Here is a 21,695-nt window from a genome sequence, read left to right as displayed (position 1 = left end):
CACGCAAGGGGCGGAAGCCGAAAAGCCCTCCAAAGACAAAGAGTAGGCACAACAAAAAAAATGACTATTATGAAAACTTCCTTATTCGCAGCCACCGTTATAGCTGCTTCCATCGCAACACTGGCCTCTTGTAAGAAAAACAATGACGCCCCTCAGTACGCCCGGGCCGAAGCATTTTGGGATGCCAACAAAGTGCCCACCCAAAGCTTTACCGGCAATGCAGCCAGCGGTTTCTCTATCATTGGTGAAAAAGGTACCAAGGTTAAATTTCCCGCCAATGCCTTTGTAGATGGCAACGGCAACATAGTGAGCGGTACCGTAACAGTTACCCTGAAAGAAGTGCTCAGCAAAAAAGATGTATTGCTCTCCGGCGTAATGACGGAATCCAATGGTCAGTTACTGGAATCAGGCGGTGAAATGCTGATCAAAGCCCTGAAGGATGGTAAAGATCTGCAGGTGAATCCTGCCCTGGGTGACACCGGTATCAAGGTAGAAGTGCCCAAAGTGATGAATAATAAAGACATGGGATTGTTTGTACAGCAAAAGCGTGATCAGGGCCAGGGTGGCGCCGGTGGTGGCGGTCAGCAACCACAAAACCCTACCACCTGGATCCCCGCTCCTTACTATCCTTTTGGCAACGGACCTAACAGCTACAGCTTCACCCTGCCCGGCTTTACCTGGGTAAACTGTGACCGCTTTTACAGCGATCCTAACCCCAAAACAACGGTAACTGTGCTGCCGGCCTTCCAGGACAATAACCAGGTAACAGACCTGCAAGTGATCCTCGTATTCAAGAACATCAGCACCGTGATCACCTTCCCTTTCAACTACAGCATTCAGAAGTTTGAATCTTACCAAAACTCACTGCCTATTGGCTCACAGGCACACCTGGTATTGATCGGAAAAGACAGTGACGGTTTCATACAGTTTGGCACTCAAAGCATTACCATCAGCGCCAACCAGCACATTGATGCACCGATACACAAAGCCACACAAGCTGAAGTAGACGCTTTCCTGGGTTCAATTCAATAATAAACAAGGCTTATCTCCGGGACTTTTCAGTCGGTTCACCGTACCTACACAGGCCGTCTCCACCAGGAGGCGGCCTTTTTCATGCGCACGGTTGGCGATCAATTATAAGTATAGGTGGTCATAGATTCAAATTGCCCGGTAGTGCCATTGAGCTCTTTGAAGGTAACAGGGCCCGATTTGGTCAATGGCCTGCCGGCCCCATCATAGGTATAATTGTACCGGGCATCAAAGGTGGCTGTCAGTACACCGGTACGAAATACCCGGCCGGGGTTGTTCAATTGCAATTTAATAGCAGGCAATATAACCGGATGATGCAGTGGAGTATGCAACAGGGAAAAACCGTCCGCATTGGTTTTAGTATCGTAGTTCTCAAACGTATCTGTATAGAAATTCTCCAGGAAAGGCCCTACTGCGAAATTGTGGTAATCGATCGTTTTAAGGTTACCATCCGGGTAATAACTGAAGGTGAGGGTTTGTTCCGGTACTAATCCGGCTCCCAGGTCCAACTGCCAGGTAAGCTCCTGCAATTGGTTGGCCGAAGAAAAGCCAAGCAGGCATTTCCTGTACAAGGCACCTTGCTTACTGAATACCTTAATTGCCACTGGCAGCTCATTAAGGTACTCATACTCAAGCCGGTCCTTATTGATATCGGCTGCAATGTTTTTATTGGCCTCTATTTTCAGGATCTTTTTGTTGGCATAGGTAAAGTCGTAAAAGATCAATCCCGAGGAATGGTTCAGCTGGGTTATATAGCCGGAATCATTATAGGTAAAATGGTAATAAGGAGCAGGAAGCCGGCTTACATTCATGTCCACCAGCCTTACAGCCGGGATATCGGGCCCCGGTTTGGGCGGAGGGGGCGTATCAGGGCAATCGCCTTTGCGACAGGCCAGTGTAGATAAAATGAGGAAGACAAGGAATAATGATCTTGCGTGCATGGCTGTTTTGTTTTAATGCTTCCTACTACGCGGGCACTGGCAGGAAAGTTGCTGAAATATACAAACAGCACAGAATCGGTGATAAAGCCTCCCCAAAAGTGGGGATATTTCCCGACCTGGTATCATCGAAATGTTGTATATTACAAGACACCGATTGCATCACCAAAACAATTAAGCTGTATGAACAAAAAAGTAGCTGACGTTTTACTTCGCAAAGGCAGTAACATAACCACTGTGCAACCCGGCGATTCCGTACTGGAAGCCTTGAGGATCATGGCCGATCAGAATATTGGTTCCGTGATGGTGATGGAGAATGGCCGTTACCTGGGCATCATGACCGAGCGCGACTACTCCCGTAAGATCATCCTGAAAGGAAGATCGTCTACAGATACGCCTGTTGCTGAAATTATGTCTAATGACTTCCCCCGTGTCACCACGGCCGATTCCATCGATTATTGCATGCAGTTGATGTCGGACAAGAACATCCGCTACCTGCCTGTATTTGACGGCGAACAGGTAATTGGTATTATTTCCATCAATGATGTGGTAAAGGAAACCATCCTTTCTCATGAGGAAACCATTACCCAATTAAAAGATTACCTGCATTCTGCACGATAACACATTACGTCTCCAATTACCCCCTGGAGAAATAAAGGCCCTGCCAGCGCGGGGCTTTTTTGTGGGCATCATCCACTTCACCGTTCTTATACGGCCTGGTCAATCGATTATTCCCCGTTATCTTTTCACCAATACTTTGTCCTGAATTATAAATCAGGACAAAGTATTGGTCCTGGGTGCATTACTGCTGAATTAGCTTCGCGCGATAATAACTCCGTTACCATTAAAAGCAGCCTGATGACCCAAAACTTTACCTTTCTCCAACGGTTAACCATTGTCTTTGCTTTATTTCTTTGCATAGTCTCCGGATCACAAGCCCAAACCAAATGGTTTGTTACGCCCACTGCGCTTACTACCGCCACCGGCAATTCATGGGGAGACCCTATTGACCTGCAAACCGCTATTACAACTGCCAGTGCAGGCGACAGTGTATTTGTAGCACAGGGGCTTTATCAACCTCCCGGCGGGGTATGGTACTCGATGAAAGAAGGCGTGAAGATATATGGTGGCTTTGCCGGCACCGAACTAACGCTCGGTGAGCGTGACTTAACAGCACAACATACCTCTATCCTGAAAGGCAACAATGCACGTGTTATCTGGAATAACAACAATGGCCTGACTGCTGCCGCTTTACTGGATGGATTTACCATTAGGGAAGGCCTTGCCAACACTGGCGGAGGCATGACGAATAGTTCCTCCTCTCCCACCATCAGCAACTGTACCTTCATCGCCAATGGCGGAGGCGCTGTATGGATTGGCAACTCTTCCACAAAAATGATCAAGTGTATCATTGAAAGCAATATGGGTAATTCGATCAATTACGGTGCTGGTGTTAATTTGGCAAGTTCCGGCAATGCAGCTGTTATCAACTGTATTTTCTATAACAATACAGGCTATTTTGCCGGTGGTGTCTATATCGATGATATAGGCCCCGTTTCTCCTAAGATCATTAACTGTACTTTTATTGGGAATACCGCAACGGTGGCCGGCGGAGCTGCCGGCATCTATTGTCAGTCGAGGTCGGCCCCTACCATTAAGAATTGTATTGTGTGGGGCAATAATTCAGGCTTCTTCATCTGGCCTTCTGTAAACATTCCTGTAATCACCAACAACATCATTCAGGGCGGGGTTTTAGGGAACTTAAAAGTGGACCCGCGTTTTGTTGATATATCCAATCCGAAGGGCCCCGATAATATTTGGGGTACGGCCGATGACGGAATTTTACTAAAGCCAGGTAGTCCTGCTTTAAATGGAGGTGCGGCAGATATTACAGGGCTCAACCTGCCCAATACTGATATGGCTGGCGCAACCCGTATTCAGGGCAGCAAAATAGATATGGGTGCTTACGAAAGTTCGTACTCCTGCAACGCCTATACAACTTTGTATGTAGACAGCAGTATCGTTGCTTCGGGCGATGGCGGCAGTTGGGCCACCGCTTTTAAAACACTTGATGAAGGGTTGATAGCCGCAGAGCAGTGCCCCAATGTAAACAATATATGGGTAGCCAAGGGTACCTACCAGCCCGCCGCTGCCATTGCTTTCAGCCTATTGCGCAATGTAAAGATCTATGGTGGCTTTCCAACAGGTGGTGGCCCTTTTGCTCAACGTGCTCCGGCCTTGCATACCAGTATCTTAAAAGGTAGTGGCAATGTGGTTGTATACAATGAATCAATTGATGCTACCGGCTTGTTGGATGGTTTTACCATTACCGGTGGCGCATCCACATCGGGTGGTGGTATGTACAACTTTAAAGCTTCGCCTATCATCAACAATTGTGTATTTACCAATAATGCAGCCGCTGCCAATGGCGGTACCGGCGGCGGTATGTACAACAGAAATGCTTCTCCCCTGGTGAGTAACTGTATTTTTTCAAACAATACTGCTTCCACCACCAATACCGGAGGTGGTGGCGCATTATGGAACTCCAATTCGTCGCCCGTGATCAGCCATTGTATTTTCACTAATAATACAGCTAAATACGGTGGAGCTATGTACAATTACCTGACAAGTTCGCCCATCGTAAAAAACACTGTCTTCGCAGGCAATATAGCGGGCGCCGATGGTGGCGCGATAGGCAATTATGGCGATGCACTGTATGTCAGCAATGTAACTTTTGTGAATAACGTTGCCGGCGGCGGCGGCGGCGCTATCGACAATTATTATCCCGCACTTACTGTTACCAATACGCTGTTTTGGGGCAATACAGCTTCAGATGCAAATACCGATATATGGATGGGAAATGGCACCAGCAACATCACCTATAGCTTTACCCAGGTAAACTGGGCTGGTACCGGCAATATATTGGGCAGTAGCAGCCCATTTGCAGACATTTCCAATCCCGCCGGTACAGATGGCATCTGGAACACCGCTGACGACGGATTGAAATTACCCGTGGCCAGCCCCTGCGTTAATGCAGGCACACCCGATACGACGGGCCTGGGCCTCGGTGTTACCGATATAACCGGCAATCCCCGCATAGTGGGTACAGCCATCGACCTGGGCGCCTACGAATACAACAACCTCACATTGCCTGTAAGGCTCCTTGGTTTTTCAGGAAGTCTGTACAATGCTGTTGCCAATCTGCAATGGAACACCGATATAGAAACCAACTTCCATTACTTCGACGTAGAAAAAAGTATCGACGGTTCCCAATTCCAGTCGTTGGGCAAGGTGATGGCCAAAGGAAACTTCAGCAGATACACTTTCAATACCCCGCAACCGGAACCCGGTGCTTATTACCGGCTGAAGATGGTTGATATAGACGGCAGGTCTGTAAACAGCCGTATTATACGACTTACACAAAGAACCGGCAACGATCTGTTGGTGTATCCCAACCCTGCCACCAGCTATATCAACATTAAGGTGGCCAGTGCAGGAAGCATGGGTATTTATGCTGCAGATGGCAAATTGGTAAAAACCCTGCCCCTGCAGGCAGGCGTAAACAGCGTAGACATTGGCGGGCTTCATGCCGGCCTGTATTATGGACTGATGAATGATATACAAGTAAAATTTATAAAGAAGTAACTGACTCTATGATCCCTGTCCCTATTAATGGCCCGGCTTCTGCCGGGCTTTTTTGTTGTGGTCATGCAAGGATCGGGGTCTGCTTTAACGACAGGCGCTGCAAATCCCGGCCGGGTGATGTTTTTTTCATATCTATTAAATGTATATTTTAGCTTGGCATAAAACCTTAACCCTCAACCAGCCTAACAACCATGAGAACCCTCCTCCTGGTGCTTGCACTGGCACTCAAGGCACAACTAGTGTTTTGCCAAATACCCGTTATTAATTCCTTCGCCCCTGCTACAGGCCCTGTTGGTACACAGGTAATCATCACCGGCAACAACTTCAGCACCGTTAGTACCGACAACAAAGTGTATTTCGGTACGCTGAAAGCAACCGTAATAGCAGCCAGCGCCACCTCACTCACTGTAGCGGTACCGCTGGGTGCCAGTTTCCAGCCAATTGCCGTGGCGGTGAACGGGCTCACCGGCTATAGCGCCACCCCATTTATTGTCACTTATCCTGGCGGAGGCATGAACTTTACGTCCACTTCATTTAATGCCCCCACGGCTCTGAGCGGCGGCGGTTTCGTGTCGTCCGGCGATATGGATGGCGATGGCAGAACAGACCTGATCTATACTCTTTTCTCCTTTGATGAAGTGCATATACTAAGAAATACGAGCCAGGGCAATGGATTCTCCTATACCAACGAAGTTTTTGGCGGTACCATCAATCCAATCAGCGCAGCAGCTGCCGACCTCAATGGAGATGGCTTGCCTGAGCTGATCGTTGCGAGCTTAACCTTCAACTGCATTAAAGTATTGAAGAATCTCAGTACTCCCGGTAATATTTTATTCGACTGGCCTTTAACCCTGGGCACCGGCAATGAACCCCGTAAGCTGGCGATTGCCGACCTGGACAATGATGGCAAAGCCGATATCGTGGTCACCAACCAAAGCAGCAATACCATTTCTGTTCTGAGAAATACTTCTACCAGTAGCAATATTTCCTTCAGCACCAGGATTGATCTTGCTACGGCTGCCTCACCGGAAGGAGTATGCATTGGCGACCTTGATGGCGATGGCAATCGTGATATTGCAGTGGCCTGCTATAGTAATGCCAGTGTAATACATGTATTTAAGAATAACGCTGTGCCAGGAAATATGGCTTTTCAACCCAGGATGGACCTTTCAACGGGGCCTTTTCCCTGGGATGTGAATATTGGCGACCTTGATGGTGACGGAAAACCCGAATTACTGGCCAGCGGCAGCAATAGTGTAGCTGTGTTTAAAAATACAAGTGCCGGCAGTTTGTCCTTTGCTGCCCGTATTGATCTTCCAACAGGCAGCAGTCCGAGAGGCATGGCCTTGAGTGATCTGGATGCAGACGGAAAACCAGAGATCATTACGGCCAACTGGGTCGTGGAATCGACCGTGGCCGTTTTAAAGAACAACTCGACCACCGGTACCATCGCTTTTACTCCCTTTATCACTTACAATACCCAAACAGGCCCTGGCAGCCTCGCACTCGCCGATCTGAATGGTGATGGCCTCACAGATATTACTTCGGGCAATTCACAAAGCTTTTCACTTTCCTATCTGCAAAACAACCTCGGCATCCTCACCGGCATTCCCCAATGCCCTGCGCTGGTGCAGCCTGCCAACAATACCACCAACCTGCCCTATAATGTACCACAGGTATTCAGGTGGAGAAAAGAACCCAATGCCACCAGCTACCAATTGAGGATAATACAACAAAGCGGCGCTTATACGGAAGTGACTACCACCGATACCTTTTATACTTTTACCCCCGCGGCTGGCATCAACTATACCTGGAAGGTGAAACCGGTGAACATGCTTGATGCAGCAGCTACCTGCCCGGGCTTCACCTTCAGCACCTGTGCGCCAGTTGCCAATGCTATCACGATTACTGCCGAAGGCAATGCCGACAAATGTGCTACCGACTCTGTGAAGCTAAAAGCCAGCCTCACCGGAAATATCCAATGGTTCCTCGATCAGCAGCCCATTGCCGGTGCCACAGCAGATACCCTCTGGGCCAGGGCTCCGGGCCAGTATACCCTGCGGGTATCGAATGGTGGTTGTTACTCAGACCCCTCCAATACCATTACCATCAACAACCTGCCCACGCCCGTTAAACCTTCGCTTACCGTACAAGGCGCTCTTGAATTCTGCGAAGGTGGCTCGGCAACACTTACTTCCAGTCTTAACATCAATAATCAATGGTTCAAAAACAATACCGCCATCGGCACCGCCAATGGTCTTACTTATAATGCTATTACTACCGGCACTTACTTTGTACGCGTGGCCAACAGCAGTTCGGGTTGTTACAATTATTCCGATACCGTCAGCGTCACTGTCCTTCCTGTTCCGGCCACTCCCACGATCACTGTTACCGGCAATACGACCTTCTGCAATGGGGGAAGCGTCACGCTGCAATCATCCGCGGCCAGCGGCTACCAATGGATCAAAAGCGGCTTCCCCATTATAGGCGCTGGCAACCAGCAATACATTGCCAACGAATCAGGCACCTATACGGTACAGGTATCCGCTAATGGTTGTACATCGGCTGCCAGCGCAGGCGTAGTGATCACGGTCAATGCCATACCCGCCACGCCCACCATCACGCCCGCCGGCAACCTTTCCTTTTGCACGGGCGATAGTGTGAAGCTGCAATCGTCCATCGCCAGTGGTAACCAATGGTTCAAAAATGGCACGGCAATAACAGGCGCTACCAACCAGGACTATTATGCCAAAGAAGCGGCTTCCTATACCGTACAGGCAACACAGAATGGTTGTACCGGCGCATTGAGTACCCCATCCGTCACCACTCTGCTGCCCTTGCCCGCCAAACCAACGATCAGCAGCAACGGCATTGCTATGAATGCCACTGCGGGCTATACATCCTATCAATGGTACTTCAACAACAACCTGATTACGGGCGCTACGGCCAGCACATATCCTACCACCCAGGCTGGTATGTACAAAGTAACCGTCAAAGACAATAAAGGCTGTGGCATCACTTCAGACGATTTCAATTTTGTATATACCGCTGTGAACGATGTGGAATGGCAGGGCTACACCATCAGTTGGTTTCCCAACCCTACGCACGATAACCTGCTCATTAAAGTAACTGCACAAACCAGTCTGAGGGGCCTTGTTACTGTACGCGTGGTGGATATGACCGGCAAGCTGGTGCAGCAGGAAAAGGTATTGAAGCCCGGATTGAATAAAGTAACGCTGGAGAAATTGCCGGCAGGAATATATTGGGCCCTGCTAAAGAGCGGACAATCAGAAAAAGCAGTAAAAATATTGAAAGTGAATTAATAACAGTTCTTCTCCACACACCCGGCTCCGGCGAGCCGGGTGTGTCATTTATCACGGCTGCCAAAAAATCCTTATTTTCACCCTCCCTTACTCCTGCGGATACCTAACTATTATTACCTGACCTATCTTTTTATCACCACCTGATCTGTGTACCGTATAGAACATGGCTGCTGCTTTTACAATAACGGAATATGAATTGATGTTCAGGCAACATTACAGGTTCCTTTGCCTGGTTGCTTTCCGGATTGTGAGGGACCAGGCTGCCGCCGAAGACATTGTTCAGGACTTCTACCTCCGATTATGGCAACGCCGTATGGAAGTGGGCGAGATCAACGCCTTCCAGGCCTATGCCACCCGGGCCGTTAAGAACGGCGCCATCAGTTTTCTCCGCAAACAACAAACCCTTTCTGATGAAGCCCTGAGCGCCATCCCCGATGACGCCAACCCGCTGGAAGAAAAAGAGCTTTTTATATCCAGCGCGTCCATGACGGCCAAGGTAATGGAAGTGGTAGAACAGCTTCCGGCAGAACGCAAAAAAATATTTCTCCTGCACGTTATGGACAGGCTCAGCTACACCCAGATAGCCGAGCAAAACAATATCTCCGTCAATACGGTAAAGACCCAAATGAAAAAAGCCTATGCTTTCGTAAGGGAACGGGTATCTGATGACGCATTAGGCCTTATCCTCCTGGCGATCTGGCTGCGCTAACCCCCCAGCCGTTGATTATCACTTGCTTGCATACGATTAAAAAAAAAATTAACAAAACGATCACCCTCGTGGCGGATAGCTGCGACATAATGGTATCAACGATGAACATGCAACCACCACCATGGGAAACGGTACTCAGGGCTATTCACAGCGGCCAACAGCCGCCGGCAGCCGCCTGGCAGGCCCTGACAGCGGAAGAGCAGGAGTTACTAGACTTGTTGCAAAAGGAAAAGCTGACGGCCCATGCCCTAGAGCTGTTGGGCAATATAGATGAAGAAGCTGCCTGGCGAAAAGTGTCGGAAGGACTGGAAAAACAACGCACACAAAAGCGGATGGTGCACATGCGTTTCCTGCGCTATGCGGCTATCATCGTTGGTATACTATTGATGGGAGCCACTGGCTACCTCCTACTGAAAACAGATAAGCAACCTGTACCCCGGGACGTCGTATCCGGCACCTATATTACGGAGCCTCTTAATCATAAGCGGGCCACGTTGGTGCTGGACGATGGCCGGCGGCTCGACCTGCACCAGCAGGCGGACTCTACCATCCACCAGGGACAGACTGCTATTAATAATATTGATACGTCGCTGCTAAAGTATACCGCCGTTACGGAAACCCTGAAACCGGCAGGATACAATACACTGATCATTCCCAGGGGCGGTAAATACAAGATCGAACTGGCCGATGGAACGGAGGTATGGCTCAATGCGGAAACAATCCTCCATTACCCGGTCCATTTCGGCGGGGTGGCCAGCAGAAAGGTTGTCCTCGAAAAAGGGGAAGCATATTTCAAAGTGAAGCCCAATGCCAAACTACCCTTTATAGTTAATGCAGGTGAAGTAGATGTGCGCGTATTGGGTACTGAGTTCAATGTCAACACCTATACATCTGTTCCTACCACTACACTGGTACATGGGTCTGTACAACTCAACGGTGACGCAGCCAGTTCCACCCTGCGCCCCAATGAGCAGGCAAAGTATAGCAACGGTGCTTTCGTCCGCAAAACAGTAGATACAGAGACCTATACCGCCTGGCGGTTTGGTCAGATGATCTATGAAGAGATCACGCTCGAAGAAGTGATGAACATGCTTGGCCGCCAATATGATTATACAATCACCTTTACCGATCCCGCTTTAAAAGGTCAGAAGTTTGGAGGAAGGTTTAAAGAAACGGAACACATCGAAGACGTGCTTGCTGCCATAGGAAAAGCCGGCGACCTAAAATTCAGCATCCGGGGGAAGACCATTATTGTAAGCCCCGTCTTATCAAAGTAACTGTACTGTAACACGGATATCAACCAAACTAATCAACATTATGAATCACCTGCTGCGTATCGCATGCCGCTGCCTCCTCATGGCCGCGGGACTACTGCTCATGCTTTCCCTGAGCGCACAGGACACCGAAAAAAAGGTGTCGCTCAACCTTAAAAACGTTCGCTTGTCGGAAGCGCTCACGGAAGTGAGGAAGCAAACGGAACTTAATTTCATTTACAGCGTGGATGAGCTCAACAAACATCCGCATGTCACGATCACTGTTACCGGCAAGAAACTGACAGAAGTGCTCGACCTGCTGCTGAAAGGAACGGATATGCAGTATACAGTAGAGAAGAATACCGTCATCATCAAACGCAAACCGGCGGAAGAAGTAGTAAAGTCTGCAAGCGATACCACGGTACAGGTAAGTGGCGAGGTGCTTTCCTTTGCCGGCAACGCCCTTCCCGGCGCCACAGTGGAAGACCTGGGCTCGGGCCGCTCCGGACTCACCAATGCCAACGGCAAATACATGATCATCACCGGCCGTCGCAGTACGCTACGATTCAGTTATGTAGGTATGAAATCCCTGCAAATACCCGTCCGCGCCGAAGAAGGCGCCACGACGATCACCAAAGATGTAAGGCTGCAGGAAGAACCCTCCCAAATGTCGCAGGTGGTAGTAACCGGCTATCAATCCATCCGTAAATCAGAAATGGTAGGTTCAACCAATACAGTAAAGCGGGAAGACCTGCTGTTTGATGGTACCAATAGTATTGAACAAATGATACAGGGTAAACTACCCGGTGTGGTGGTCATGAACAACAATGGGCAGGTAGGTACCCGCCAGCGTGTGCGGGTAAGGGGCACTTCTACCCTGCTCAGCAACCAGGAGCCGGTATGGGTAGTGGATGGCATCATCCAAACTGATCCCATTCCCTTCCAGGCAACCTCGCTCAATGATGTGGGCAATAACTTCGACATGATCCGCAATTATATAGGCAACTCCATCGCCTGGCTCAACCCCAATGACATTGAGGATGTAACGGTGCTGAAGGATGCAGCCGCCACGGTATTGTATGGCGTAAAAGCCGCCAACGGCGTGATTGTGATCAAAACAAAACGTGGTAAACAAGGACGCATGTCTTTGAACTATAGTGGTGGTCTTGCCATCACAGAGAAATTAAATTACGATAAGCTCAACCTGATGAACTCCAAAGAGCGTGTCGATGTTTCGCGCGAGATCTACGACCGGCGCCTGCTGGGTCCCTGGGTTACAGAGGCGGTCGGTTATGAACATGCTATCAGCCGCTACCTCAATAAAGAGATCTCCTACGACCAGTTTAACCAGGAAGTCAAGGACCTCGAAGTGGTCAATACCAACTGGATAGACCTGTTGTACCGAACGCCTTTCAGCCACAATCATACCGTCAGCATTTCAGGTGGCAATGAGAAAGTCGCTTATTATACGTCGCTGGGTTATAACCAGAACTTCGGCAATGCCAAGGGCAATGATACCCGCTCGATCAATGGTTCGATCAACCTCGACGCACAGGTGAGCGACAAATTGACGGTGGGCGTACGACTGAGCGCTAACCAGATCAGAACAGATGGCTTTTACCGGGTGGACCCTTTCAAATATGCGCAGGAGACAAGCCGCGCCATTCCCGCCTTTGCACCTGATGGCAGCCTGCAGTATTATGAAAAAGGTTATTCCTATAACCAACCTTTCAAATTCAATATCCTGAATGAACTGGCCGAAACAGGCAACCAGAATGACCAGCGCAGTTTCAATGGCAGCCTCAATGTGAACTACCTCATCCTGCCCAGCCTCCGTTTTGAAAGCGCCCTCGGTATCACTTCCAGCAATGCAGTAGCCGAAGCCTATGCGTCGGAATACAGCAATTACATCACGACTATCCGGCGTTATGAGTACGGCACCTATGGTGTAGGCAGCCAACCTTACCGGGAGTCGCAACTGCCCCATGGCGGCGAGTTCAATACGACCGAATCGCGCAATACCTCGCTGACATGGAGGAACAGCCTGGCCTGGAACAAGTTGATCAACCGCCACCGGCTGGGGGCCCTGGTGGGCCAGGAAATGCGCAGTACGAAAACCAATGGTGTATCAACCACCACCTATGGCTATTTTCCTGATCGTGGACGCAATATTACCCTCCCGCCCCGCCGGATCAATGATTATAATAGCGCCAACCTGATTGATAACCCGCTCTATCTAAATATGAATAACACCATTGTTGACCGGGAAGCCAACTTCCTGTCTTACTATGGCAGCCTTAGTTATTCCTACGATGAGCGCTATGTGGTGACCGGTAGTTTGCGTTCCGACGCCTCCAATCGCTTCGGGCAAGATAAGAAACACCGCTTTCTTCCCGTATGGGCCGGCGGCATACGCTGGAATGTGCACAATGAGCCCTGGATGGCCAACCAGATATGGCTAAGTGAGCTGAACCTGCGTGCCTCGTATGGCTGGCAGGGCAATGTAGCAGAAAATGTAGGTCCCGACCTCATCGCACAATTACCCCGCAGCGTGGTGAACAGCACCACCGGTGAGTTTGAATTGCTGATCAGATCATTGGGCTATAAAGACCTCCGTTGGGAAAAAACGAAGACCGTCAACCTTGGGCTTGACCTGGGAGTGGCCAAAAACCGCTTTATCCTGTCGCTGGAATATTACCGCAAACGCACTGATGACCTGATCATCTACAAAGAAGTGCCCGTATCATATGGCATTGCCAATATGCCTGTCAATGCAGGCACTATGCTCAACCATGGTATGGAGCTCACCGTCAGCGGCACGCTGGTACGTTCAAAGGACTTCGTATGGAATATGTCGGTCAATACTTCTAAAAACACCAATTCCCTCAACACGGATGTACCTCGTAACAATTCCTGGCAGAATGCAGCAGACGGAAAACTTTATAAAAAAGGATATGCGGTATCGTCCTTCTGGGTATTTGATTTCGCCGGCCTCGATCAGCAATACGGGTATCCCCTGTTCAATATCCCCAAAGTATCAGACAAACCGATCGTAGAGCGGGACGCCACGGAATACCTGGTATATGGTGGCCGGTTTGATCCGGATTTCACGGCCGGTTTTTCTACTTCATTCCGGTACAGATCGCTGAACCTGTCTACCTCTTTCAATATGGCCCTTGGCGGCAAACGCATCCTCTACAAGATGTTTGATGGTTCCGGACTTCCCAGCGCCTATAACAATATGCCGAAAGACTTTGTAAACCGCTGGAGAAAGCCGGGCGATGAAAAGATCACCAATATCCCCTCCATACCCCAATGGGTGCCCGACGCCAATGGCAACGTACAGCCTGCGTGGACCGTGGTGCCCAACAACAATGGCAGCCTGGGCGGTTATGAGGAAGTATACGATATCTACAATTATTCCACCGCCCGCGTGGTAAATGGATCTTTCCTGCGCTGCAATGATATTTCGCTAAGTTATAACCTGGGCAGCAAAGTGATCAGGCTGCTGGGCGTGAAAAACCTGGCATTCATAGCCTCCGTAAGAAACCCCTTCATTATCGTGAGCAAGGAATACAAAGGAGTAGATCCTGAAGTGGCAACCGGCAATCAGCCCATACCACGGGTTTATTCAATGACTGTCAACGTAAGTTTCTAAGCTGTCTAAACTGCAATTATATGAACACATTATATAAGATCATATGGGGAATGCTGCTGGTGACCGGCTTCACTGGCTGCAGCAAATACCTCGAAGAAAAAAGCCAGGATGAAGTGAAACCCTCCACGGTGGCCGAATTGCAACAGATACTCATGGGCGAGGTATACCCCGCCGGATCGGCTCAACCCAGCTTTCATGCCTACCTCGATATGATGACGGACGATGTATCGAGCAATTTCAATCCTTCTAAATACGCGCCGGATGCTTATAAACGCTACGAACCCATTTATACCTGGCGCGATGATATGTTTGAACGCGTGGAAGCTGCTAAGCCGATAGATGCCATTGACACCTACGAACATTATTACCACCGTATCATGGGCTGCAATGTAGTGCTCGACATGATCGATGCTGTGCGGGGCGACCACGATGGCAGGGAAAATGTACGCGGTCAGGCACTTGCCATGCGGAGCTATTTTTACTTTATGCTGGTAAATCTCTACGGCCAACCCTACAATGCGCCTGGCATAGATATACATACCAGTGCAGGCGTTGAATTGATCCTTACTTCTGTGGTGGGCGATGCCTATCCGGTACGTAGCTCCGTGGCAAAGATCTATGAACAGGTAGAAGCCGACCTGTTGAAGGCAATGCCCTTACTGGAGCAGTATGGAACGAATAACAGTAAATACAGGGCCACGGATGTATTTGTATACAACCTGTTATCACGCCTATACCTCTACATGGAAAAATGGGAGGAAGCTAAAAAATATGCCACCCTGGGCCTTGGCCGCAATGCCGGCCTGCTGCGCCTGGCCAGCATCAGCAAACCATATTGGGATAATGAAGCTCCTGCCACCAACGTGTACAACCTCAACAGTCCGGAGTTGATCTGGGCAGGGTATGGCAGTACGAATGAATACAAGGGCATGAAACTGATCCCTACAGGCGTTCCCGTATTCCAGGTATCGCCCGACCTGCAAAGCAAATATGAATACAATGCCAACAGCACTACGAACCGGGGTGACCTGCGTCTCCGCTTCTTTCATGCCTGGGAATATGAAGACCAGTGTTGCTGGACGATCCCTTATATAATGACGGGCGGCAAGGAGTCGTCGAAACAAACCAGCAGCGAACCTACAAAAGGTATGCGGGTGGCGGAATTATACCTCAACAGGGCCGAAAGCAATATCCAGCTCTACCTGAAGAACAATGATGAATCATTGCGCACCGCCGCCCTGGAAGACCTCAACTTCCTCCGGTTTTACCGGTATGACACCCGCAATGTAGCCTATACACCCGTAAACTTCAGTGGCCAGGCGCTGCTGAACTTCTATCGTGATGAACGCAGGCGGGAACTGAGTTTTGAAGACCATCGCTGGTTCGACCTGCGCCGCTATGGCATGCCCGAGATCCACCACAAGCTGCAAACAACGGCCGGCCAGGCGCCGGTGGATTATGTGCTGGCCAAAGGCGACAAACGGTATGTGCTGCCTTTCCGCCGCTCTGTACTCGCCAAAAATCCGGCTTTGGTACCCAATCCTTAACTGACGCTCAAACAACTTGTTATGAAACCTATTTTCAACTTTCTCTTTCTGATGGCAGGACTTTCAGTCCTGGCAGCGGGCTGCAAAAAAGAAAAAGCCCTCACCCCTTCGCCTGAAAAGGAAAACGTATACGGTGATTATACCCTGCCCCAGGGTAATCATCCCTACGATGCCGATATCCTGCAATTGTTCCAGAAGTACAATACCATGTTCCTGTATAAATATGTGGCCAAAGACCTGTACTACCAGGTAAAGTATTATACAAATGGCATCTATGATCCGGTCAAAGACTCAACAACTGCCAGCGGTTATTTCGATGTACCGGCCAACGAGGCTTATGTGGGGCAACAATTGGCGCTGCTGAAAGACCTGTGGCTGAAATACTACCCGGATGCCTTGATGAAAGCCGGGTTACCGAAAAAAATATTCCTGCTGGACAGCTTTTATTATGCCTATGCAGGCCCGGGCAAACCTACGGATAACTGGCCTACACCACAGGATACCTACCAGGGACCTGATTTCTTTGCCCTCACCTGGGGAGGCCCTCGCATCACCAGCATAACGGCAGCAGAAAGGTATGCCTATAAGTCTACCCTCAATTCCGTGTTCCTGTCAACTGCCTTCAGTAAAGGAGCCATCAAACGCAGCAGCGCTTTTACAGTGCTGACGAATTATACGGGTTTGACCTATGCCAATTTTCAGCAGGAGGGTGTGATCGACTGGTACCGGCGTTCGCCCGATGCTGATTGGGATGCATTTATGTCAACCATTGTATCCAATACTTATACCCAGCTCACTGCCACGGGCGGTGTGTTAAATCCCGCCATTGACACCAAGGGGATCATCAAAAAAAAGTATGATATCGTTATTGCGTATTTCAAGGCAACATTTGGCGTCGACCTGCAGGCCATCGGAAATGCACAATAAGCAATTAATAAATATTAACAGGCCACTACCCTATTATGACCGATTCAATTGTAAAAGTAGAGAAGTTATCGCACCGTTACAGTGTGCAATGGGCCATCCGGGACATCAACTTTGAGATCACGAAAAATGGGATTTACGGCCTGCTGGGTTCCAACGGCGCCGGTAAATCTACCACTATGAACATCATGTGTGGTGTGCTGAAGCAAACGGAAGGCAATGTGTATGTAAGGGGGATCAATATGCGGGAAAACCCGGTGGAAGCCAAACGTCGCATTGGCTTCCTGCCACAGAAGCCCCCCTTGCATACCGACCTTACTGTAGAGGAATTCCTGAAGTACAGCGCGCGGCTGCGCTTTATCCCGGCGGTTGAAATAGACAAGGCGGTTTCTCATGTACTTGCCCGATGCTCTATTACCCATATGCGCAAACGGCTCATCCGCAACCTGTCTGGCGGATACCAGCAGCGTGTAGGCATCGCCCAGGCCATCATTCACAATCCCGAGTTCGTGGTACTGGATGAACCTACCAATGGGCTCGACCCCAACCAGATACTGGAGATCCGCAACCTTGTAAAGGAGATCGCAGAAGAACGCACGGTGATCTTATCCACCCATATTTTATCCGAGGTACAGGCAACGTGCGATTATATACGCATGATCGAACAGGGCCGCGTGGTATTTGCCGGCACAGTAGATGAATTTGACAACTACATTGTTCCCAATACGCTGATCGTATCAATGATCGCCATGCCATCCGTAGCCGAATTGCAGGCCATTCCCGGTGTGGCAGGGGTGGAAGAACTGGGCGGGCCAAAGTACCGGCTGAAATTCACCGACGGGCAGGAAGTGAAAGAACGCATCATCGAAACCAGTGTTGCCCGAGGCTGGAGACTCACAGAAATATACGCGGAAAAGAGCTCTCTCGATGCCATTTTCGCCGAACTCTCAAAGCAATAGGATTTATTCACCCAGTCGATTCCCTAAGAAAAAGCAAGCACAACCATGAAGACCGTATTCAATATAGCGCGGGCAGAACTGCAAACATTATTTTACTCGCCCGTAGCGTGGCTGATCATTATCATATTCACCTTCCAGGTCAGTATGGGTTTCTCTTCGCAGTACGAAAGCTGGGTCAGGTACCTGGAGCAGGGGTATAAATCCTCGGGTATCTCCCTCGATATTTTTGCCAACCAGCAGGGCGGTGTACTCACCAACGTACTCGGATACCTATACCTGTATATTCCTTTGCTCACAATGGGCCTGATGAGCCGGGAATTTGCCAGCGGCTCCATCAAACTGCTCTATTCCTCACCCATTACCAATGCACAGATCATCCTGGGTAAATACCTTTCCATGCTGATCTATGCGTTTATTCTCGTAGCCATCCTGTTGGTGTATGTATTAACTAGTTGGAGCACGATCAGGGACTTTGAACTAAAAGCTGTGCTGATGGGCATCCTGGGTATCTATATGCTCATCACTGCATATGCAGCCATCGGCCTGTTCATGTCCAGCTTCACTTCTTACCAGGTGGTAGCCGCCATGGGTACCCTGGCCGTACTGGCGGCCCTCAATTATGTGGGCAGCCTCTGGCAGGACATTGAATTTGTGCGGGATATTACCTATTGGCTTACCATCTCCGGACGGGCTGGCGGCTTCCTGCTGGGCTTGTTCAGCAGCGAAGACTTCCTGTATTTTGTGATCGTCATGCTGCTATTCCTCTCCCTGACCATCATCCGCCTCAATGCAGTGCGGCAACAAACGCGGTGGACGGCTTCGGTATGGAAATATGTAGGTGTTATCAGTATAGCCCTGCTGCTCGGATATGCTACCTCACGTCCTATGCTGATGAAGTATTACGACGTAACTTCTACCAAATTCAATACCCTGACGCCCAACAGCCAGGAGGTGATCAAAAAACTGAAGGGCGGTCTGACCATCACGACCTATACCAATATCTGGGACGATCAGAATTTATACATCGCTTATCCCAGGGCCGTACTTGCCGACATCTACCGGTTCAGGCAATACGTACGTTTTAAGCCGGAGATCAAACTGAAGTATGTTTACTATGCCGATACGACCAACAATCCCGGCCTGGCCAAACGCTTTCCCAAACTCAACAACAAGGAACGTCTGCAAAAAATGCTGGAGCTCTATGGTATGAAGGAAAGTATGCTTACGCCCGTGGAGGAAGTCAGGAAAAAAGTGGATCTCTCCCCCGAAGGTTACAAATTTGTACGGGTGATCGAAAGGGAAAGCGGCGAGAAGACCTTCCTGCGCATCTTCGATGACCAGATGATATTCCCTTCAGAAGCAGAGATCACCGCCGCGCTGAAAAGACTGGCGATGCCATTGCCAAAGATCGGGTTTGTAAGCGGTCATGGTGAGCGCGATAACCACAAAGAAGGCGACCGGAATTACAACCGTTTTGCCGATGAGAAACCTTTCCGCTACTCTGTCATCAACCAGGGCTTCAATGTAGCCGATGTGGTACTGACCCGGGCAATACCTGACGACATCAATATCATCGTCATAGCGGATATGAGAACGGCCCTGATGCCGGATGAAAAAGTGAACCTGGACAAGTACGTGGCGCGTGGCGGGAATCTCTTCATAGCCGGTGAGGCAAAACGGCAGCAGGCCATGGATGATCTCGTAGCCCCCTTCGGCGTCCGCTTCGCGCCCGGCGTATTGGTGAAAAAGAACGACAACTTTGTAGCCAACTTTACCATTGCCCGCGCTACTCCCCAGGCTGGCAGCCTCAGTTATGTCTTTGGCTCGATGCATAAAGCAAAGCGGGTGGTGACCATGCCCAGCGCCGTAGGCCTGGAATATACGACGGATAAAGGCTTTGCCGTTACCCCGTTGCTGACTTCCGACTCCCTCAGTTGGAATGAAATGGAGACCACCGATTTCATTGACGACTCCGTATCCCTGAACCCAGCCATTGGCGAAGTACAAAAGGCTTATCCAACAGCCATGGCTTTATCACGGAAAGTGAGCAGCAGAACGCAGAAGATAGTGATACTGGGTGATGCCGATTGTATCAGCAATGGTGAGATCAGCATTACCCGTAATAATATACCGGCCGTGAATTACTCGATCCTTACAGGCGCATTCTTTTGGCTGTCGGATAATGAAGTGCCCATCGATGTGCGCAGGCCGGACTCAACAGACGATAAGATATCAGCAGACAAAGACGGCGCTTTCCGGATAAAAGTATTGCTCACCTGGGTATTCCCCGGCATACTGGCTATATGCGCCATCGTGCTCTGGATCCGCAGAAGAGGCAGATAATTTAAACTGATCGATCATGGCTTTTATAGCAGATAAGCAAACGCTGGATGACCTGAATATTTTCGGCAAGCACCGCTCGGGTGGTATCTACCACCTGTTCAATAAAACGCATACCAATGGCGGCGCCCGCCTGTTGGAAGAGATGTTTACCTACCCCCTGTCGGATGCGGAAAAGATCAACCGGCGCAGCCGCATCATTCAGTACTTCCTGCAAAAGCAGGCCTCCTTTCCATTTGCCAATGAAGCATTTGATGCTATTGAACATTATTTGAGCAATACCGACGAACGCAGCCGGCTGGTAGAAGGCGATGATACGCTGCAGCGCAGGGTACGCAATTATATGGGAGCCGACACGGAATATGAATTGCTGCACAAAGGCGTAGTGGCGGCCATCGACATCTTCAATACCCTGCGCGACTTCCTGCATCAGTTGCAGGCACAGAAAGCACCTCCTGCTTACCAGGCCGAAGTACAGGGAATGGAGACATTGCTGCAGAATGAGCAACTGACCTGGATGTATGAAGAGAAAGGGAATAAAAAACTACCCTATGCCAAAACAGCTAAATACGACCAGGTATTGAGGTTTGCCGCCAGGGAGAAGATCAGGAAGCTGCTTTCTTATCTCTACCATATGGACGTTTACCTGTCCATTGCACAGGTGGCGAAAGACCGGGGATTTGCGTTTACACAAGCAGAGGCGGCCGGCGGTCATACCCTGCATATTGAAGGCATGTACCATCCGCTGTTGCCCAAAGCCGTGGCCAATACCCTGGAGGTGGATCAGCATAGCCATGTGATCTTTCTTACCGGCGCCAATATGGCTGGCAAGTCGACCTTCATGAAAACCCTGGGCATTACGATCTTCCTGGCCCATATGGGATTTCCGGTACCGGCCGCGCGTATGACCTTTTCTGTGCAAAGTGGCTTGTATACCACCATCAACCTGTCGGACAACCTCCATATGGGGTACAGTCATTTCTATGCCGAGGTGCTGCGCCTGAAAAAAGTGGCGGAGCAGGTAAATCGTACAGAGAATATCGTGGTGATCTTTGATGAGCTTTTCCGCGGCACCAATGTAAAAGATGCCTATGATGCCACGGTGGCCATTACGGCCGCCTTTGCCGAAAAGCATCATTGCACCTTTGTCATTTCTACCCATATCATTGAAGCAGGCGAGGTACTGAAAAAGCAATTCGACAATATCAATTTTGTGTACTTCCCTACAGTGATGAATGGCCATATACCCGGCTACACCTATCAGTTAACATCAGGCATTACCAACGATAGACATGGCATGATGATCATCAACAATGAGCGGATCATCGAGATCATCAAAAGCAGGCAACAGCGACTAAAAACCGTTTGAC

General features: G+C 49.6%; 13 protein-coding genes. 12 read left to right on the top strand and 1 reads right to left on the bottom strand.

Features of this window, described 5'->3' with window-relative positions; all coding sequences use genetic code 11:
- The first annotated feature begins 69 nt into the window (after nucleotides 1–69).
- Nucleotides 70–1,032 (top strand): hypothetical protein, encoded by a 963-nt coding sequence (locus D3H65_RS03655; protein WP_119048959.1) that lies wholly within the window; start codon nucleotides 70–72, stop codon nucleotides 1,030–1,032.
- A gap of 98 nt (nucleotides 1,033–1,130) precedes the next feature.
- Here the strand turns inward: D3H65_RS03655 and D3H65_RS03650 are convergent, their stop codons facing one another.
- Nucleotides 1,131–1,970, bottom strand: coding sequence for a hypothetical protein (locus tag D3H65_RS03650; protein WP_119048958.1), 840 nt, complete (start codon nucleotides 1,968–1,970; stop codon nucleotides 1,131–1,133).
- A gap of 180 nt (nucleotides 1,971–2,150) precedes the next feature.
- On the opposite strand from D3H65_RS03650, the gene D3H65_RS03645 reads away from it, so the two are divergent.
- The 11 genes from D3H65_RS03645 (at nucleotide 2,151) to D3H65_RS03595 (ending at nucleotide 21,694) form a co-directional block, all read left to right on the top strand.
- The gene (locus tag D3H65_RS03645) at nucleotides 2,151–2,588 is read left to right on the top strand and encodes a CBS domain-containing protein (RefSeq protein ID WP_119048957.1); all 438 of its coding nucleotides are present in this window, start codon (nucleotides 2,151–2,153) and stop codon (nucleotides 2,586–2,588) included.
- A gap of 237 nt (nucleotides 2,589–2,825) precedes the next feature.
- Nucleotides 2,826–5,612, top strand: a complete 2,787-nt coding sequence (locus tag D3H65_RS03640) for a choice-of-anchor Q domain-containing protein (RefSeq protein WP_119048956.1) — start codon at nucleotides 2,826–2,828, stop codon at nucleotides 5,610–5,612.
- Between the two features lie 191 nt (nucleotides 5,613–5,803).
- Nucleotides 5,804–8,935, top strand: coding sequence for an FG-GAP-like repeat-containing protein (locus tag D3H65_RS03635; protein WP_119048955.1), 3,132 nt, complete (start codon nucleotides 5,804–5,806; stop codon nucleotides 8,933–8,935).
- A 163-nt stretch (nucleotides 8,936–9,098) separates the two neighbouring features.
- Nucleotides 9,099–9,644, top strand: coding sequence for an RNA polymerase sigma-70 factor (locus D3H65_RS03630; protein WP_119048954.1), 546 nt, complete (start codon nucleotides 9,099–9,101; stop codon nucleotides 9,642–9,644).
- A gap of 107 nt (nucleotides 9,645–9,751) precedes the next feature.
- Nucleotides 9,752–10,921: a FecR family protein gene (locus D3H65_RS03625; protein ID WP_162915388.1), complete on the top strand. Its 1,170-nt coding sequence runs from the start codon at nucleotides 9,752–9,754 to the stop codon at nucleotides 10,919–10,921.
- 40 nt (nucleotides 10,922–10,961) lie between these two features.
- Complete coding sequence (locus D3H65_RS03620) at nucleotides 10,962–14,555, top strand: SusC/RagA family TonB-linked outer membrane protein (protein WP_119048952.1); 3,594 nt, start codon at nucleotides 10,962–10,964, stop codon at nucleotides 14,553–14,555.
- A gap of 20 nt (nucleotides 14,556–14,575) precedes the next feature.
- Complete coding sequence (locus D3H65_RS03615) at nucleotides 14,576–16,102, top strand: RagB/SusD family nutrient uptake outer membrane protein (RefSeq protein ID WP_119048951.1); 1,527 nt, start codon at nucleotides 14,576–14,578, stop codon at nucleotides 16,100–16,102.
- A gap of 21 nt (nucleotides 16,103–16,123) precedes the next feature.
- A complete protein-coding gene (locus tag D3H65_RS03610) occupies nucleotides 16,124–17,029 on the top strand; it encodes a zinc-binding metallopeptidase (RefSeq protein WP_119048950.1) in 906 nt (301 codons plus the stop codon).
- 35 nt (nucleotides 17,030–17,064) lie between these two features.
- On the top strand, nucleotides 17,065–17,985 hold the full coding sequence (locus D3H65_RS03605) for an ABC transporter ATP-binding protein (RefSeq protein WP_119048949.1): 921 nt from the start codon (nucleotides 17,065–17,067) through the stop codon (nucleotides 17,983–17,985).
- Between the two features lie 45 nt (nucleotides 17,986–18,030).
- Nucleotides 18,031–20,328, top strand: coding sequence for a Gldg family protein (locus tag D3H65_RS03600; RefSeq protein WP_119048948.1), 2,298 nt, complete (start codon nucleotides 18,031–18,033; stop codon nucleotides 20,326–20,328).
- Between the two features lie 16 nt (nucleotides 20,329–20,344).
- Nucleotides 20,345–21,694, top strand: a complete 1,350-nt coding sequence (locus tag D3H65_RS03595; protein ID WP_119048947.1) for a MutS-related protein — start codon at nucleotides 20,345–20,347, stop codon at nucleotides 21,692–21,694.
- The last annotated feature ends 1 nt before the right edge of the window (nucleotide 21,695 follow it).

Origin of the sequence: Paraflavitalea soli, assembly GCF_003555545.1 — a bacterium.
Taxonomy (GTDB): Bacteria; Bacteroidota; Bacteroidia; order Chitinophagales; family Chitinophagaceae; genus Paraflavitalea; species Paraflavitalea soli.
The sequence above is the reverse complement of the archived record's forward strand: the minus strand, read 5'-3'. Positions and strand labels throughout refer to the sequence as shown.

Excerpts from the sequence above, each read along its gene's own strand:
- D3H65_RS03595 (WP_119048947.1), top strand. The coding sequence starts at position 20,345 with ATGGCTTTTATAGCAGATAAGCAAACGCTGGATGACCTGAATATTTTC.
- D3H65_RS03600 (WP_119048948.1), top strand. The coding sequence starts at position 18,031 with ATGAAGACCGTATTCAATATAGCGCGGGCAGAACTGCAAACATTATTT.
- D3H65_RS03635 (WP_119048955.1), top strand. The coding sequence starts at position 5,804 with ATGAGAACCCTCCTCCTGGTGCTTGCACTGGCACTCAAGGCACAACTA.
- D3H65_RS03645 (WP_119048957.1), top strand. The coding sequence starts at position 2,151 with ATGAACAAAAAAGTAGCTGACGTTTTACTTCGCAAAGGCAGTAACATA.
- D3H65_RS03640 (WP_119048956.1), top strand. The coding sequence starts at position 2,826 with ATGACCCAAAACTTTACCTTTCTCCAACGGTTAACCATTGTCTTTGCT.
- D3H65_RS03630 (WP_119048954.1), top strand. The coding sequence starts at position 9,099 with ATGGCTGCTGCTTTTACAATAACGGAATATGAATTGATGTTCAGGCAA.
- D3H65_RS03605 (WP_119048949.1), top strand. The coding sequence starts at position 17,065 with ATGACCGATTCAATTGTAAAAGTAGAGAAGTTATCGCACCGTTACAGT.
- D3H65_RS03650 (WP_119048958.1), bottom strand. The coding sequence starts at position 1,970 with ATGCACGCAAGATCATTATTCCTTGTCTTCCTCATTTTATCTACACTG.
- D3H65_RS03610 (WP_119048950.1), top strand. The coding sequence starts at position 16,124 with ATGAAACCTATTTTCAACTTTCTCTTTCTGATGGCAGGACTTTCAGTC.
- D3H65_RS03655 (WP_119048959.1), top strand. The coding sequence starts at position 70 with ATGAAAACTTCCTTATTCGCAGCCACCGTTATAGCTGCTTCCATCGCA.
- D3H65_RS03625 (WP_162915388.1), top strand. The coding sequence starts at position 9,752 with ATGCAACCACCACCATGGGAAACGGTACTCAGGGCTATTCACAGCGGC.
- D3H65_RS03615 (WP_119048951.1), top strand. The coding sequence starts at position 14,576 with ATGAACACATTATATAAGATCATATGGGGAATGCTGCTGGTGACCGGC.
- D3H65_RS03620 (WP_119048952.1), top strand. The coding sequence starts at position 10,962 with ATGAATCACCTGCTGCGTATCGCATGCCGCTGCCTCCTCATGGCCGCG.